13 protein-coding genes are annotated in these 16,541 nt (G+C 39.5%); 7 read left to right on the top strand and 6 right to left on the bottom strand.

The features are described from left to right. Position 1: 1 nt before the first annotated feature. Positions 2-2,326, bottom strand: coding sequence for a TonB-dependent receptor (locus tag HPC41_RS09825; protein WP_172393847.1), 2,325 nt, complete (start codon positions 2,324-2,326; stop codon positions 2-4). Between the two features lie 299 nt (positions 2,327-2,625). On the opposite strand from HPC41_RS09825, the gene HPC41_RS09820 reads away from it, so the two are divergent. The 3 genes from HPC41_RS09820 to HPC41_RS09810 are packed head-to-tail and all read left to right on the top strand — an operon-like array spanning position 2,626 to position 5,787. Continuing rightward, on the top strand, positions 2,626-3,753 hold the full coding sequence (locus HPC41_RS09820) for an acyltransferase family protein (RefSeq protein WP_216660721.1): 1,128 nt from the start codon (positions 2,626-2,628) through the stop codon (positions 3,751-3,753). A gap of 9 nt (positions 3,754-3,762) precedes the next feature. Further along, positions 3,763-4,941 carry a C1 family peptidase gene (locus HPC41_RS09815; RefSeq protein ID WP_172393846.1) on the top strand — a complete coding sequence of 393 codons (1,179 nt, stop codon included), beginning with the start codon at positions 3,763-3,765 and terminating at the stop codon, positions 4,939-4,941. A gap of 57 nt (positions 4,942-4,998) precedes the next feature. After that, positions 4,999-5,787, top strand: a complete 789-nt coding sequence (locus HPC41_RS09810; protein ID WP_172393845.1) for an HAEPLYID family protein — start codon at positions 4,999-5,001, stop codon at positions 5,785-5,787. A gap of 180 nt (positions 5,788-5,967) precedes the next feature. Here the strand turns inward: HPC41_RS09810 and HPC41_RS09805 are convergent, their stop codons facing one another. Then, positions 5,968-7,215 (bottom strand): tyrosine-type recombinase/integrase, encoded by a 1,248-nt coding sequence (locus HPC41_RS09805; protein WP_172393844.1) that lies wholly within the window; start codon positions 7,213-7,215, stop codon positions 5,968-5,970. 524 nt (positions 7,216-7,739) lie between these two features. Here HPC41_RS09805 and HPC41_RS09800 point away from each other — a divergent pair. Further along, entirely contained in the window at positions 7,740-8,186 is a 447-nt protein-coding gene (locus HPC41_RS09800; RefSeq protein WP_172393843.1) for a response regulator, read from the top strand. Between the two features lie 97 nt (positions 8,187-8,283). Further along, positions 8,284-9,003 (top strand): helix-turn-helix domain-containing protein, encoded by a 720-nt coding sequence (locus HPC41_RS09795; protein ID WP_172393842.1) that lies wholly within the window; start codon positions 8,284-8,286, stop codon positions 9,001-9,003. A gap of 139 nt (positions 9,004-9,142) precedes the next feature. Here HPC41_RS09795 and HPC41_RS09790 read toward each other — a convergent pair whose 3' ends face one another. The 3 genes from HPC41_RS09790 to HPC41_RS09780 all read right to left on the bottom strand — a co-directional run bounded on the left by HPC41_RS09790 (position 9,143) and on the right by HPC41_RS09780 (position 12,320). Next, positions 9,143-9,763: a helix-turn-helix domain-containing protein gene (locus HPC41_RS09790; protein ID WP_172393841.1), complete on the bottom strand. Its 621-nt coding sequence runs from the start codon at positions 9,761-9,763 to the stop codon at positions 9,143-9,145. Positions 9,764-10,190: 427 nt separating this feature from the next. Next, on the bottom strand, positions 10,191-12,137 hold the full coding sequence (locus HPC41_RS09785; RefSeq protein WP_172393840.1) for a fimbrillin family protein: 1,947 nt from the start codon (positions 12,135-12,137) through the stop codon (positions 10,191-10,193). Positions 12,138-12,173: 36 nt separating this feature from the next. Beyond that, a complete protein-coding gene (locus tag HPC41_RS09780; RefSeq protein WP_172393839.1) occupies positions 12,174-12,320 on the bottom strand; it encodes a hypothetical protein in 147 nt (48 codons plus the stop codon). Positions 12,321-13,519: 1,199 nt separating this feature from the next. Here HPC41_RS09780 and HPC41_RS09775 point away from each other — a divergent pair. Together HPC41_RS09775 and HPC41_RS09770 are read left to right on the top strand one after the other, a co-directional pair. Next, a complete protein-coding gene (locus tag HPC41_RS09775) occupies positions 13,520-13,693 on the top strand; it encodes a hypothetical protein (protein WP_172393838.1) in 174 nt (57 codons plus the stop codon). A gap of 43 nt (positions 13,694-13,736) precedes the next feature. Continuing rightward, positions 13,737-15,242: a FimB/Mfa2 family fimbrial subunit gene (locus HPC41_RS09770; protein WP_172393837.1), complete on the top strand. Its 1,506-nt coding sequence runs from the start codon at positions 13,737-13,739 to the stop codon at positions 15,240-15,242. 150 nt (positions 15,243-15,392) lie between these two features. Here HPC41_RS09770 and HPC41_RS09765 read toward each other — a convergent pair whose 3' ends face one another. Next, complete coding sequence (locus HPC41_RS09765; RefSeq protein WP_172393836.1) at positions 15,393-16,190, bottom strand: tyrosine-protein phosphatase; 798 nt, start codon at positions 16,188-16,190, stop codon at positions 15,393-15,395. Positions 16,191-16,541 lie beyond the last annotated feature (351 nt).

Raw genomic sequence — 16,541 nt, 5'->3', positions numbered from 1 at the left:
TTTAAAATTTAAAGTTCCAGGTGACGGAGGGAATAATCCCGAATAATACAATCTTGTAAGCTTCGGTCAGATTCGGATTGTGCTCGTTCTCCCGAAAGTCAATGGTATAGGCATTTTTGCGGTTGTAAGCATTGTATACGCCAATTGTCCAGCTTGAATGAAAACGTTTGCTGGTCTTATGTGGGTCATATGTTGCTGATAAATCCAAGCGGTGATAGTCTGGCATGCGGTAACCATTTCGCTCAGTATAGTAAAACACTGATTTGCCATTGACAAGGTATTTCCCGCTTGGAAAGGTAACAGCATTTCCGGTATTAAATACAAATGTGCCGCTGAGTGTCCAGCTTTTTGACAGTGCGTAATTGGCTACAATGGCAAGATCGTGCGTACGGTCCTGACGTGCATTGAACCATTTCCCTTCGTTGATGCCGTTAAACTTACGTCGGCTTTTGGATAGGGTATAGCTGATCCAGCCCTTGAGGCGGCCGCTATTTTTGCGGAGGTAGCCTTCCAGTCCATACGCCCGGCCGATGCCATAGAGCAGCTCTCCCTCAAAGTGGGCATTGGCCTGCAAGGTGGCGCCATTGCGCACATCAATTTGATTGCCCAGGCGTTTATAATAGGCCTCGACCGAAAAGTCATATTGTTTATTGGTGGAAGTACGAAAATAGCCTAAGACAGCTTGGTCCACACGTTGTGGTTTAATGTTGAGACTACTCAGTACATACTGATCAGTAGGAAGGCTTGCCGTGGTATTGGTCAGCTGGTGGAGGTTCTGCACGATGCGGTTGTAAGAGACTTTAAGACTGCTACGTTCATCAAGCATCAGACTGGCAGACAGGCGCGGTTCTAAATTAATGTAATGTTTAGCAATCTGGCTGTTATCCCGTTTTTCGGAAATAGGGTTGCCATTCTTGTCAAACTGATAGAAAGTCCGTTTGCCCAGGACCATAAAATCATGGACATGAATGCCATAGTGTATAGAAAGGCCTGCGGTAGGCTTCCATTCATGGGATACATAGCCGCCTAGATCGACACCACGCTGACTTTCAATCGCTGTCGGATTGACGGACTGATTTTCATCGGAAGAAAGATTGGCTGGGCGGATAGCTTGTGCCAAGGCGCCTATGCCCAGTCGGATGGTATTATTGGCATTCGCATAGTAGGAAAAATCCTGCTTGGCATTGACATTGCGGATTTTGGACGCGACCTGGAAATCGATCTGTTCGCTGGAGACACCTGCCTGATAATGGAAACCACTGTAAATAAGGGAAGTGTTGCTGGATATTTTTTCACTGAATTGGTGGTGCAACCGTGCCGTTGCCGTGGTATTGCCCCAAGCGATATTAAATAGGTCGCTATACTTTAACTTGTCTTTGCCATGATAGCCCGATAAGTAGAGGTTGGTTTTCTTGCCCAGATTAAAACTGAGCTTGGCATTCAAATCATAGAAATACAGGCTATTGTTGTCCATATCTTTACTTTTGGCCAGTTTTAAAAACGAATCCGCATAGGAGCGGCGAGCACTGAATAGAAAGGAGCTCTTATCTTGTGCAATTGGCCCCTCAAGTTTGAGCCGGGAAGCAATAATCCCTAGTCCACCCTCACCGGAAAAACGTTCTTTGTTGCCATCCAACATGGAAATGTCTAATACAGAAGATATGCGTCCACCAAACTGTGCTGGTATACCGCCCTTGTAGAGTTGTACATCCTTAATAGCATCGGAATTAAAGGTGGAGAAAAAACCAAGCAGATGTGAGGCATTATATACGGTGGCCTGATCCAGCAAGATTAAATTTTGCCCGCCGTCTCCACCACGTACATGGAAACTGGTAGACCCTTCGCCACCACTTTGTACACCTGGTAATAGCTGTATGGTCTTGACGAGGTCTTTCTCTCCAAAAAGTACGGGGACATCCTTAATATCTTTCATGTTGAGATGAACTGTACTCATCTGCGGGTCGTCGATGGCTTCGCCCTTTTCTTTGGCCGATACAACCACCTCATCTATTCGGTTGGCTAAGGGCTTTAATGCAAAGTCCTTAGCAAGGTCTTGCTGCAATTCTATCGTAACGGTCTGTTGCTGATAGCCGATGTAACTGACCGTTAACTGCTGAACGCCCTTGGGCAACATGATGTGATAATGTCCCTGTGGGTTGGTGGTCGTACCGATGCTGTCCTTAGCCCTTTTAATAATGGCTCCGTTCAGTGGCTTTCCGGTCATGGCATCGCGGATAGTACCGCTTAAAAATGTTTGCTGTGCCGAAACGAGTAAAGGGGATAGTACAATAGTGAGGGAAAAAATATACGGAATGATTGAGCTCATTTTTAGTACTGGTCTGGGATGATCTTTTTTATAAATGAATGAAGCACTTTATATTAATCTTGTGTTAATATTTGTTGCTGTAGTTTAAACACTGCTGTACTGATAATTGTTTCATTTTTTTCGCTGGTTTAGTTAATATGTAACGCTTTTGCTACATTAAATATTGTTCGAAACCTGTTATTAAAGCGTTAAGTTAACTTAATGTATGAGATCGTTCTGTAGGATTAAAAACAATGTGTGGGATATTTACGTATAAATGTGTAATTTAATGGCGCTAATTCATATTGTAAATCTAACTAATGGATAAAGATTATCATTTTAAAATGCCTGAAGATAAGCTGCAGTCAATGACCATTGATTTTTTGCGCTTTCCCCTGATTGTGGGTGTGGTATTTATCCATACTGATTTTTCTGATATTGTTATGGCCGGAGCAAAACAGATCAGCTTTAGGGATTATCCCATTTTCTCTTCTGTTTTTTTCTTGTTTTCGAAAGTTATTTTTGAGGTCTGCGTACCACTTTTCTTTTTTATTTCAGGGTTCCTGTTTTTTTATAAAACCGCTGGTTTTTCCACAGAAATTTATTTGCAAAAATTAAAAAATCGTGTCCGATCGCTTTTGGTCCCCTATATTTTCTGGAATCTCTTGGTGATCATATTCCTTTTGCTTGCGCAAACATTTCTATCAGGCAGCCTAGTTTCTGGAAGAAATAAACTAATATTGGATTATAGTCTAATGGATTGGTTATGGTCCTTCTGGGATACCTCTAAAGTTAACCCACATTTGAATAAATCCCTGCCCATTAATTCGCCATTTTGGTTTATCCGTGACTTGATGGTGGTGGTGCTCTTTTCTCCGGTTGTCTATTTCCTGATCAAAAAGTTAGGCACGTATGCGGTCATTATACTTGGCCTGCTCTGGGTATGTAATCCTTTTTTTTATTTGCCTGGGCTGAGTACCGTCTCTTTCTTTTTTTTCACCGCGGGGGCTTATTTTAGCATCAACACAAAAAATTTTGTCATTAGTATGCGGCCGATGTTAGGGATCGTTGTACCGCTATATGTCCTGCTCGTAGTGGCACAGCTTTTTTTTCTTGGTCAAAGCTGGTGGGCCGATTTATACTGTGCCGGAATTATTGTAGGCCTTGTTACCGTAGTATCTGTATCTGCTCATTTTATAGACCAAGAACGATGGGCTACAAACGCATTTTTAGCCAATAGCAGTTTCTTTATATTCGCATACCATCGATTACCTTTAGTCTTTGTTATCAAATTTTTATTTAAGGTACTTCGCCCACAATCTGAGGCGCTATTGCTATTTTTATATTTTGCCAGCCCGGTTATCATTATTGTATTGGGCTTGTTGATTTACAGCTTATCAAAGCAGTTTTGGCCCCGGTTTACAGCAATCATCAGTGGTGGACGTTAATAGGAGATTATGAAAAAATATAAAAGGCTTGTCGTTATTATTTTTGTATTGGTTATTGGGGCAATCTTTGTGATGTATGGACGCAAGATGCTCCATAAAAATAAGTACAAGCGGATCAAAACGGAATATGTGTTTACAGCTATTATCAACCTGGGCTGTACTTCGGTGAAGCAGCAGGGGGCGTCGAATACCTGTTGGTCATATACCGGCAATTCATTTTTGGAGTCGGAGATGATCCGGATGGGAAAAGAGCCCGTGGAGCTCTCACAGGTGTATACTGCGCGGCAGGCCTATTTGGATAAAGCCCATAACTTTGTACGCCTCCATGGGGGACTGACGATGGGTGAAGGGGGACAATTGCGTGATGTATTGAATGTATTCCGTAAGTACGGTGCGATGCCCAGGTCTGCTTATTCCGGCCTGCGGGGCAATCAAACTTACAATGATTTTAAGAAAATGACCCCCATGCTCAATGCCATGCTCAAGGTACTGGTCAAAACCAGGCCGTTAAAGCCCAACTGGGAACAAGCCTACAGTAGCACGCTCGATGCACATCTTGGGGAAGTACCCGAAGAATTTGAATTTAAGGGCAAAGCCTATACGGCACGCACATTTGCCGATCAGGTGATTGGCATTGACCCGGAGAATTACATTGGATTTGCTTCTGTAACAGATCAGCCCTATGATAAGCCATTTGTGCTGATGGTACCGGACAACTGGTCATTCGATAGCTTTTATAATGTGCCCATGCAAGATCTACCGGACATTATTGATCGGGCATTGCAGCATGGGTATACGGTCGCCTGGACCACGGATGTTTCTGAAAAAGGATTCTCCTGGCCTTATGGAATTGCATATGTTCCCGAAAAACCATTTGACAACATGTCGAACGAAGAAAGAAAGACCATGTTTGTAAGACCAACGGCTGAAAAGAAGGTTACGGCCGAGGAAAGGCAACAAGCTTTCGACAATTGGAGTACTACAGACGATCATGCCATGCATATCGTTGGACTTGCCAAAGATCAGCATGGGAAGGAATACTACCTTGCTAAAAATTCCTGGGGTAAAGCCAACGAGTTTAGAGGGTATATGTATGTCACTAAAGAATTTGTCAAGTACAAGACGATTACGTTGATGCTGCATAAAGATGCACTCAACCCACTCTTGCGAGCTAGGCTAAAAATTTAGAAGACTACTGCCTAGAAATTCCCAAATGTTTCCATAATTGTGTAGGTGATTTGTCGTATGAGCTATGAAAATCACGCGAAACGACTATTTGGAATATTTTTATTGATTGGAATTTTATTTCTTACAGATGCAGTCAATGCGCAGGAAATTAAACCCTTGCCGGATAAGGTGCACCATGCCGAACCATTGTATAATGATCTCGTTCGTGACTTGGGGGCCAGGAAGGGTGAAAAGGAGTTTAACATCGGAGCAGATATAAAAAAAATGCCGAACATGGATGAATACGGCTATTTATTGGAATATGAGTTTGCGCCGATAGATCGTCTGGGCTTGGAAGTGGAAACAGACTTTGCTTATTCAAAAAGTCAAATGGCCAATGTTTCCTCCGGCAATGAGATCGAACGGTTGAGGTTATCATCGCAGTATTCCTTTTTTGTGTCCAAGAAACATGCAACAACTTTAGCGGTCGGTTATACGCAGATTTTTAATTTTGTAGCAGGGGGTACAGCATTTAATCCTTTTTTCGTGGCTGCAAAAAGTTGGCATAGCAACTGGCATACCTTAATTTATTCCGGCCCAGAAATCGCCTATCGGTATAAATCGCATAAAACGGAAGTGAATTGGCAGATCAATACCTCCTTTCATTATACCTTGCCACAGACCGACCATTTTATAGGATTAGAAATCAACCAGGAAATTGCCTCTGGGGGGCTGGAAACAACACTTCGTCCCCAGGTGAAATTGGGCTTAACCGATAAGTTGGCTATCGGTATGGCTATTGGGTTTCCGGTTGGGATAAAAGAAAATTCAATAAGTTCATTTTTTCGTTTGATTTACCAGTTGTAAATGTGCTAAGTTCCGCAGTATGATCATTGGCCGTAGAACGCATTTTATTACTACAATGTGTTTTAATTGTTTTTGCAACTTGTTTTTAGAAAGTGATTTATTATGCTTCCTAATTATGAAAAAGCAAAACGGTATTTTTTACCTAAAATAGCTTTTTTAATTCTTGCTGTGTGAATGTGATCAGCATTTTTTTTTGACTAAAAACTTACTCTTGTAAACCTCATCAAGATAAGCCCCCAACGAACGGGTGCGTTCGGTATCCGTATTGCTGATATAACGTTGAAACATAAGTTCGGTACTATGTCCAGTTGCTTGCATAAGCAATGGCGTGGGTATTTTTCCATAAAAATTCGAAGCAAAACTACGTCGGCCAATGTGGCTGGTAATAGCCTCCCATTTTTGGATGAGTTTTTCGGTCGATCTAAAACCGGTTCTTGTGCGCACTTTTATCAGGCTATTGATGCCAGCCAAACGGGCTATCTCTTTAATCTGTTCGTTATATTTTTGGGCCGAAAGTTTTGATGGAAAATTGTTCCCATTATCCGACATGATATGTATAGCTGTCGGATGGAGGGGAAGCAAAATTGTCTTTTGCGTTTTCTGCTGTGTAAATGATAGACAGGGTTTTCCATCGAGAATTTCCATCATATCGAGGTTGAAATTCATAAAATCCGAAACCCGTTGGCCTGTGTAACAGCTAATGACCAACCAGTCTTTGGCCGCTTTCAGTTGTGATGGAACTTCGGTTTCTTTGATACGGATGAGCTCATCCTCCGTGAGACTAATGACACGGTTATGTTTTTTTACTTTAGGGAGTTCAAGTTCATAGACGAATGTGCGTATTCCTCTCTTTTCTAAAAAGTTAAGGATTGTCCGGACAAAATAAATAGTGCGATAGATTGTGCTACTGCTATAAGCCTCTAGCTCTCCAAATTTAATGAAGTCTTTCACAAAGTTGCTATTGACTTCATTGATCATCAGGTGTTTTTGCTGAAAACCTTCAAAACGTCTTAACATGCTAAAAAAGACGTTGTAGCGCCTATGTGTATTGCCGGATATGAGGTGTAGACGGCTTTGAATAAAATTATGAGTAGCTTCCAGTAGGCTTCCTTCTGCAAATAGTTTTTCGCTTAAAATACAGCATTTTTTTATAAGCCGGGTTAAAACATTTAGGGAGAATTTACGTTGTTTAGAGGCGACCTCCTTTAGGTAATTTGATACGCCGATTTTGATGGAATCTAATTTCGCATTAAGCTTTTTAAAGATTTTTAGGTAAATGTTTTCTGGACGCTGTTTATCTGTATTCCATTTGCCAGGATTGATCTTTAATGAGGTTTTTATAGTGAACTCTTTTTGTTGTTCATCAATAAATTTTAGGGCTATTAAGGAAGTTGACCCCATACTCAATAAGGTAAAATTGAATGTCATCGCTTATACTTTTTAGTATTATCTGAGTATAAAGATAATAGTATACGCGAATTAGTCTAATTCAGACTACAATTCCACTTAATCAAATATATCATTTTTATTTTAAAAGCGTGCAAACGATTGCGTTAAAAATCACTGCAGAATTAAAAAAAGGTGCGGTTAGTAACTGTATGAGCGTTGGACAAAATTGTTTAAAAATTATCTATTTGAAAATCAGTTGAGAAGATTTTTTTTCTAGTCTGAATTAGACTAATAATTTAAGCTCAAGCGCTTATTAAAAAAACGTTTGGAAAATTAATAAATACCAACATAATGAAAGTCAAGCAAAATTATATTCAGCCGAAAGTTGACATAATACTTGTCGAATTGGAGAATTGTTTGAGTAATATTTTTCCAGAGTCCCTCAAAAAAAGAATGCAAAAGAATTGTAACAATAATAGATCGACAGGGGCGAAACGGCTTCCCTCGTGATCTGAAGTGATTAAGAACTGTGTTCTACAAACTCAAACAGCAACTAAGCGTACATGGAAAATAAGATAAAATTGGTTTTTGCGGATGACAGCAAACTGCAACAGAAAATTATTGCGCTGCTTTCAAAGCAATTCGATCTGTTTGATTTGCAATTTTTAGCGAATAACGGGAATGAATTGTTGCAGTATCTTGATTCCTGTGAAGTACTTCCCCAAGCCTGCATACTAGATTTACATATGCCTGTTATGAATGGGATAAGTGCGGCTGGTGAAGTAAGCCGCCGGTTTCCTACCATTAACATATTTGGATACACGGCAACGGAGAGTTTGATCGAAATACATGATTTCAGGCGGAGCGGAGCAGTGCAGGTATTTTCAAAATGCAATCCTGAATATATGTTGCAGGTAATTGGCAGCTATGATAAAAAAGGGAGACAATATAACAGCCCTTCAATTGTTAAAAAGAATATTTCAATAACTCAGCATGACACCTCTCAGTAAATTTGGCAATATAACATCTGTTGGCTTCCAACTGTTCAGTTTTCGAAACTTTGTGGATCGAACTATTGAACAAAACGAACAAAATTTTTTCACAATCATGAAGGCTTTTGAGCCGATTAATGTGCGGATTGACGCAGAAAAATATCATCTAACGAACGACCAAATGATTTTTATAGGTCCCGGTAGATACATTGAGCTTTCGAATACAAACGCGGGTAAAGGCTATGCTATTTGTTTTACTGCTGCATTTTATGAACGCTCGGTTGAGGATGCGGCCACCATTAATTCACCCTTGTTTTTTGGGGAGTTCCCGCTGTTGTATGGTGATGCTAGTTTTGGAGAAGATGCTTTTAACCAGTTGATTGTGGATCGTCTTAGCCGGGCACGTATGCAGAGCGACCGTGTATTTGAACTTGTTGCACATCATTGTGTGGAATCACTTTTATTGGATGCGTATCATGAGGCTGCTGCTGATAGTAAGTTACAACTGAAGAGCGCTACCGATATTGGTTTGGTAAATCAGTTTTCGATTTTAGTTCATAAATATTGTAAAGAATATACACATGTACAGTTTTATGCAGATCAACTTCACGTCACTGCGCGCAGACTGACGGAAGCCTGTTTGGCAACGACTGGAAAAACGGCAAAATCGATGATTTTAGCTGTTTTGGTACAGCAAGCTGTACGGTATATTAAACATACAAATTTGTCTATTTCACAGATATCCTATGAAATGGGATTTAATGACGAGTCCAACTTCCGAAATTTTGTCAAGAAACAGACGGGCCATATTCCTCGCGTGTTTCGGATGCAATGAATTTTTTTAGCAAATAACGCTCGGTTATGATCTGCGAATCGCGTCAGCTGTTAGTTTTTTTGCCGTTTGAGTTTTAGATAGTAGGGGAGAGTCTTGATCTTAGGGAAAGCGCAGTTGCCGAGTTATGATGAAATAAATTTTATAGATTTTGGGTTTCGACAGTTGACTTAAAATATAAAAAGGGTCTTCTGCTTATGCTACCCTTACATTTGGGTCTTGGCAAAGGCTTGCGTTGCAATACTTCACCGCCCACATATTTCCGCAGCAAGCTATAGATCCTTTCGGTGCTGAAATTTATATTATAATTTTCCTGGAAATCATCGGCCATCTGTTCAAGTGTTTTGGGCTCAGTAAAATAATCGGATGCATACACGACATGGGCGATCAGCTCGCGTTGGCGTCTCAGATCTTCATTGACAGATTCACTGATTGGTTCGATTTTATGTTTTAATAGATGGTTTTGTTCTTGGGAGAAAGTTGTTTCCTTAAACGTGCTTAAGCCCGGAACGTTGTCAATATCGATAACGAGTACTATTTCAGGATTGAAAAAATCTGGAAGAGGGATGGAAAAAGGCTGACATATTTTTGCAACATGTTCGACAGTGATCGTAAGGGTCTTATTGTAATGGCTGCGAAGCGGTCCTGCAGTTAACCCAGAGAAGCTGGCCAGCCCGTTGAGTGAAAGCCCGCTCTGATTCATAATCTCCGTAATCCGTGATGAAATCAATGTAGCAAGTGCATTGTCTTTAACTTTTCCCATAATATTCTATAAATGATATGCTGTAGCGCAGCTGCTCAATTGTTGTACGATCACCACGATTGAATGCTGGTCAGCAATGTTTTAAGAAGTGTTTTGGGTAAAAATCGTCAGCTTCTTATTGTACAGAGACTGGCATTAGGTAGAGTGATTTTAGTACTAACAAATTGATTATCAGTAATAAAAAAAATAATGGAACGAACGCCTTCGTTCCATTTTATCCAATAATATTATCAAGTCGAACGCAAAAAAAATGACTTGATGTTCCAAAAGTAGAAAATATAATTGGAACTTTCCGTGTGAAAATTGACGATAATCGTGTTAAAAAATGTGAAAAAAATGATTCGTAGGGAATAAGCTACAATAGAAAAGCGGCTAGATAAAATCTAGCCGCTTAGAAATAGTATTACTGAAAAATATCAGTTTATTTTTAGTTTGCGCGTACGCAACGAACGTTTTTAAATGAAGTGCTCAATACATTAGCGCCCAATACGCTTACACCGTTTAATAGTTCACCCGTGTTATTTGCCATGTGGAATCTGGAACCTAATCCCAACAAAGAGAATGACCTGCCTGCATTTCCATTGTAAGCCCAAGTACCTGTGCCAGCTAAACCAAGGATATTTGCACCTTGTTCATTTGTCCACAATGCAGTTGTTCTGCCATAACTATCCAAAAGAGGAAGATTTAGATTAACAACTTGGAAATTAGCGATATCTACACTAATATCGTTAAGGCCTAAATTAGCTAAACCACCGTTGCCAAGTAGAGGCAATACATTTACATTAGAGATTTGGCCGTTATAATAAAAGCGCAATCTGTTCGATGCACTGTTTACATCACCGAAAGCGTTTGAGTTACCAGCTGTTGGAGCACCGTTAGCACCAGATGCAAGTGTGTATTGCCCAAAGTTATAAGGGGAAGTTGGTGCAAGTGATGAATTTGGCGCTTGTGTATTAACCAAGACGGAAGTGACATTGCCCAACAAATTTGTAATGATATTTACAAGTCCGGTTAACCCTGTAGCATCAACTACTTGGCCCAACCCTCCTAATGCACCTGTAAGTTCATCGGCTTTAATATCTCCGCGTACCATATTAGCGAAATCAGCCTTGGCTGGTTGCTTCCAAAGACCTGCAGGATATACCAGTGCGCAAGGATCTCCATTATTAGTCGTCGTTGTTGCAAATTGTCCAGGCACGACACTTCCAAATGCGAAATACCCGTTAGCTTTTGCAGTTAGCTGATTATTTGCATAAAAAGCATAATTGCGTCCTCCGCCATTGTTACCTCTGTAAAATAAGTTTGAACGGCCCCATTTTACTTGGCGTCCGCCATAATTAGTAACCAAAGGTGATTCGACCACATTTAACAGTAGGTGATGGCTCTTGCCTAATTCTGGCGAAACAGTGAAATTAAAATTTGTAGCCGTTGTAAAATATCGACGAGCTAAGCTTCCATCCACGTGGCTAATATCCAAGTCTTTTAGACTTACTTGAATCGCATTTTGTGTGGCAACAGATGCTGTATACACATAAGCAATTTTAGAATCGTTATACAATGGATCAACATTTTTAAAATCAGCGTAGCTTAGTGTTGGCGCAAATGTTGCACCTGCAGTAACCGCACCAGTCAGTAGATCAATACTACCTGTTGCTAAATTCAATCCTGACACAGATAAAACCGGTTCTCCAGTGATATTACCGAAAACACCGATAGTGTTTAATTCAATGCCAATGCGTGAAAACGCATGATTGAAAAGGATATTAATGTTCGAGCTGGTTGCTAAATCGACCGTTCCGGAAGCATATAGAACATCCTTATTTTGTGGAAGTGAAATTGCTCCGCTAGCAGGGGTTAACGATGGTGCATCATCCTTTGAATTGTAAGAGAGTGCTACCCAGGTGTAGGAGCCAGCTGGATCAAGTCCTTCAATAGTACCTGCTATGCCAGATTGCAATTCTTTAGCTGCAACCAATGTGCTTCCAGAGTAAATGTACACGACATATTTAGTGTCTTGTTCCATATTCTCTGTAACGCCAGGCGCAGCATCAGCAGCTGTACCGTTTGCTCGTGCGGCGTTAGCACTGGTAGTTTTTACCGGAACAGTATTATCCGTAGAAACCGCCATGTCAACATCAGAAAAAGAATAAATTTTTGGCTGTGCAGTTTTATTGGAAGAGGAAACGCCCATGCGCTTTACTCCCTCGTCGTTGTTTGTTTTAATTCCACCAACGGCGATGGTTAATTTGTCGCTTTTTGTGTCAACAATTTCTGTTTTCGAATCTTTGGAGCAGCTCGTTATTAACGTAGCCGGTAGCGCAAGTATTGCCATTGCAACAACCCAGTGAGCTCCCTTTTTTTGTAGAAATTTCATTTGTGCTTTTCTTGTTGTTAATAATTACAATACTTCCTAAGATCCTTCACCGTTGTTGGTTTCATCCGTTCCAGCTCCCCAGCCGCCTGATTGTGGAGTCGCGCCTGGTTGTGCTTGAGAGCCTGCAGCAATGCCTTGCTCAAGCTCGATTACGTTCTCCTTGATGGACGGAGCAACGTACATTTTTTTTGCGTTCTTATTCATGATAATATTATTTGGATAATTCCACGCTTTGCGAACGTGGGGTTTAAAATTTAATGGACAATTTAATACTTCATTGTTAAAATTTAAAAATTGACGTTTTGGTAAACTGTTTGTCTCTGCGTACAGACAAAATTTTGTGTTACCGCTGTGTCAACTTTGATGTTATACTTCTGTTAATGTAATGTAAATTATATATGTCTATATTCTTTTCTATATTCGGCTAACTACACTTATCCCATTCGAATTGTAATATTACGACTAAATATCAACTTGTGCAAAAAAAAATTGTAAATTATTTTTTTATATAAAATTCGCTTGATATTTAAATGTATTTTCTTTTCATTTCTGTATTATTTCATAATTAACGTATAGCTGTCTTTTAATATAAAATATGTGCAATTATTGATCAGTTTTACAAAACTATTATTTACAATAGTCTTAGGCTTAAACAAAGTTCTTTGGGTTTTGTTTTAGCTGCTAATGATTTTTTTAATGATTATTTGTTTTATAATTAAGATGTTTGAACAGGTAGTTTTTGAGGAGCCAATTTTGATGAGGAGGTTTTGTTTTTTATGTTTCGTTATATTGCGATGTAATAGTGTAGGTGATAGCTAATTTCTTAATAATATTCCATTCTATCCTTGGTAGAATGTTTTGGTGGTTTTCTATATACAATTTATTGATAAATAATAACCATTTTTTGTATTTGTCTTATTAAAAAAAAATATATCTGTTTTTGATTTGGTTTGTTTTTTCGTTTTGCAATTCTGTATTATATTGTAATTAAATTGTTTAAGCAATTAATTAGCTTTTTCAATTCCAGTCATATGATATGTATTTAGCCAAAAGGTTGACTGCGCTTCAAAAACATTAAAAAGCAATCGTCACTTCTTCTCGTTGTATGTTTGGCGCCCATATTTGTGTTAATCTTCATGAGAATGTCATCGAAAATATCCCTCTTGGGTGTACTTGTAGTGCTATAGCTACAGAAAAATAAACACCACCTCATTTACTTCGGCTCCTTTCAAATATTCTCTACTTTCGTGCAACTTCTGATAAGGGAGTGTCATATTATTGTGCTATAAAAGTCTTTATATCAATTGAATAATGTCTTTTATGTGACGTGTGATAGTTACACGAACTTAGTATTGCCTTAGAGTATTTTAAATAGATAAAAAATGAAAACGAACAAAGAAAACTTGGCTAATCTAAATGGCCGATTACCTTATGAATCTCCTTGCATGAACACGCAACATGTTGAACTGGAATATAGCGTTGCAGCTGGTTCCGTAAATAGTTCGGTGACCGAATCTTGGCAGACGGAGACACAAAGTCAGGATGTAGAGTGGTAGTATTATAGGTAGTTTAATTAATTTGTGTAATAAACAATCATTTATGAAAATGTTTACAATAAAATCTGGGTTGGCTTCTATGCTTGCATTGCTATTATTTGTCTCTTCATGTAGTAAGGATAACACACAAGCTGTGATATCTGAAGGTACAACCGTACGTTTGAATATTGGTGAAGCTTTCGCAAAGACTGACCCTGCTAAAGCGGCTTCGGTGGGTCGTACGTACGCATCATCGACGCAAACTTTAGAGATTCCTTTTGATAATCAATATACATTGGTCGCAACCTTAACGGCTGAGTTGGCGCCTGCTTCGGGGCTGAAAGCGTCAAATCGTGCGGCAACTGTTTCCACAGGTACCGATCAAAAGACCTTGAAACAAGGGACTATTTATTATGTGGCAATTTTTGACGCAGCAGGTGGATACAAAGAGACTAAATCATTTACCCAAGGGAATGCTGTGCAGGATTTCGCCATTGAAAAAGGAAAATACACATTTGTAATCTATGCGTCGGGTTCGAATAAAACGCTACCGTCAATCGCTGTCGGTACAACATTGAGTGAAGTGAATTTTGAAGGTCTGACTGCTGATCAGGACTTTATGCTTGATCAGGTGGTCTTTGAAGTAAAAGATGGCCAGAATATATTGAACGCTGACTTAGAGCACTTGTTTACACAGGTGACATTGAAGTTTGACGCTTCAGCTATAGGAACAGTGAGCAGTATTTCGGGTGCAACAATTGAACCTTCTAATGCAGCTGTAGATGTGAATTTGGCGACTAGTGCACTTACTCATAAGGGTAGCGTAAGCCCAGTAGTATTCAACTTGAAAAATACAAATGGAACTGTCATCAACTCGGATTCTACTTTCATCGCTACAGCGGCAACAACAAGTGGAAAAATTTCTTTATCAGGTGTTTCTATTGGTGGAAGTGCAGCTAGAACGATATCAAGCGGTAATTGGAACTTAAGACCTGGCGTAAAATATGTATTGGAATTTAAACTAAAGGCACCATTGGGTGGTATAAATGGTGGCGGATATATTTGGGCCCCTGGAAACTTGCAGTACACTAATGGTAAATATAGTTTTGCGGCTCCAAATCAATTAGGTAACAATTGGTATTATAACTGGCTGACTCCGGAGGGAGCAGGTGTTGCGCCTACTTATCACGATATGCTTGATTACAAAGTAGAGAGAGACCCTTGTAAATTGGTCAGTGCCGAATGGCGGACACCTTCGCAAGCGGAATATAACATATTGCTTGCGACATCGGGTGCGGCCACTGACTGGCAGTATAAGTACAACGGAGTGGAAGGGGTTTTCTATGGATCTACCGATTTGCAGGCAATGTCTGCTAATCCAAGTGCATCCATATTCTTTCCGTCAATCATAGGTGGAACAACTCCTTATTGGACGTCAACTAATATTTCTACTGACGCTGATATGTCTACGGCGGTTAGTTTGCAATTTGGTGGATACAATAAACCTAGTACGGCATCGGGCGTGGATAGCAAGGAAAAGGCTTTTCAGATCCGTTGTGTAAGAAACTAGCATGCTGAATATCAAAGCTATTTTATTTGGATCATAAATTTAATGGAAACGCATTCCCCGGCTTGGGGAATGCGTTTTTTATGCAATTTCTTGTATTCACGGTCTGTCATCTTTCCTTTGTTGGACACAAAATAGGACAGTAAGTTATTTTTAACCAGCTATTCCCTGTGATTTGCTATTGTCGAAATAGTCTGACAAACTTTGGTTTAAGATGGGAGAGGTCTTTAACATTTCGCGAATTGGGTATTTTTCTACAATTTTCTGCAGTGCTTCAAGATGACGTTCATGATGCAAGTCCGTTCCTACAAAATCATACATGCCTGATTTTAATAAGGTCATTGCAATGGCTTTGGTATCTACTCCATAATACCGACTTAGGGAAAGTAAATTGAGTTGTAATAGGCAGCCTGCATCCTTAATCTGTTTATAGATATTAAAATTATTGTGGTAATAACCGTAACGTTCAGGATGTGCAAGAATTGGTTTGTATCCGAGATTTTGAATCTCTAAAATAGTATGAAAGAGGGCTTTGGATTCGGATAAATAGGACATCTCGATTAGCACATAACCGCCGGGCATTACACAAAGTTCGTCTTGTTGGATAAGTGCGCTTAGGCCATCATCAATCATGTGTTCGGCCGCGGCAAAAATAGGGGTTTCGTTGCCGCTATCTTTTAATCCCTTAACTAGAGCAACCTGTGCTTCTTCAATAGTTGATTTGTTATTTGGATGTACACCGGCCATAATATGTGGCGTGCAGATAAACTTCTTCAACCCCAACCGTTGTAATGCTTGAATATAATTGATCGAATTTTTTACCGAACTACTTCCGTCGTCAATTCCGGGCAAAAGGTGGTTGTGCATATCCACTTCGAGAAATTCCAATTGCGCCAAAGGTCTAACGGATGATGACTTTTTATGTTTGAATAAATTGGTCAAAAAATTCATAATATATAATTCAAGTACATGGTATTTACTTTCTTTCCAAATGTTTACAAACAATATGCCAGTTTTAATGTTGAAGGGAAATAGATGCTGTGGACAGGTAAAAGTTTAATTCAAGTATAATACAATCGAATGACTTTTGAGTTTGTAATTTTTAAATTTTATGGATGATTGTAACAACTTCGGTATAATAGTTGCTTAGTCCACGATGGTATGCTGATAATATAGTCAATGCTTATTGTTGTTTAAATCTAAATTAAATGGACAAAGCATTGTTAAATTTTAAGTATCTTGGTCTTTTCTATATGAAATGCGAAAAGGCCATAGCTGTTGTGTCCAATATAAATATGGATG

Origin of the sequence: Sphingobacterium prati (genome assembly GCF_013167215.1) — a bacterium.
GTDB lineage: Bacteria > Bacteroidota > Bacteroidia > Sphingobacteriales > Sphingobacteriaceae > Sphingobacterium > Sphingobacterium prati.
Note: the sequence above shows the minus strand (reverse complement) of the source record. Positions and strands in the feature narration are given on the sequence as shown.

Excerpts from the sequence above, each read along its gene's own strand:
- HPC41_RS09825 (WP_172393847.1), bottom strand. The coding sequence starts at position 2,326 with ATGAGCTCAATCATTCCGTATATTTTTTCCCTCACTATTGTACTATCC.
- HPC41_RS09820 (WP_216660721.1), top strand. The coding sequence starts at position 2,626 with ATGGATAAAGATTATCATTTTAAAATGCCTGAAGATAAGCTGCAGTCA.
- HPC41_RS09815 (WP_172393846.1), top strand. The coding sequence starts at position 3,763 with ATGAAAAAATATAAAAGGCTTGTCGTTATTATTTTTGTATTGGTTATT.
- HPC41_RS09810 (WP_172393845.1), top strand. The coding sequence starts at position 4,999 with ATGAGCTATGAAAATCACGCGAAACGACTATTTGGAATATTTTTATTG.
- HPC41_RS09805 (WP_172393844.1), bottom strand. The coding sequence starts at position 7,215 with ATGACATTCAATTTTACCTTATTGAGTATGGGGTCAACTTCCTTAATA.
- HPC41_RS09800 (WP_172393843.1), top strand. The coding sequence starts at position 7,740 with ATGGAAAATAAGATAAAATTGGTTTTTGCGGATGACAGCAAACTGCAA.
- HPC41_RS09795 (WP_172393842.1), top strand. The coding sequence starts at position 8,284 with ATGAAGGCTTTTGAGCCGATTAATGTGCGGATTGACGCAGAAAAATAT.
- HPC41_RS09790 (WP_172393841.1), bottom strand. The coding sequence starts at position 9,763 with ATGGGAAAAGTTAAAGACAATGCACTTGCTACATTGATTTCATCACGG.
- HPC41_RS09785 (WP_172393840.1), bottom strand. The coding sequence starts at position 12,137 with ATGAAATTTCTACAAAAAAAGGGAGCTCACTGGGTTGTTGCAATGGCA.
- HPC41_RS09780 (WP_172393839.1), bottom strand. The coding sequence starts at position 12,320 with ATGTACGTTGCTCCGTCCATCAAGGAGAACGTAATCGAGCTTGAGCAA.
- HPC41_RS09775 (WP_172393838.1), top strand. The coding sequence starts at position 13,520 with ATGAAAACGAACAAAGAAAACTTGGCTAATCTAAATGGCCGATTACCT.
- HPC41_RS09770 (WP_172393837.1), top strand. The coding sequence starts at position 13,737 with ATGAAAATGTTTACAATAAAATCTGGGTTGGCTTCTATGCTTGCATTG.
- HPC41_RS09765 (WP_172393836.1), bottom strand. The coding sequence starts at position 16,190 with ATGAATTTTTTGACCAATTTATTCAAACATAAAAAGTCATCATCCGTT.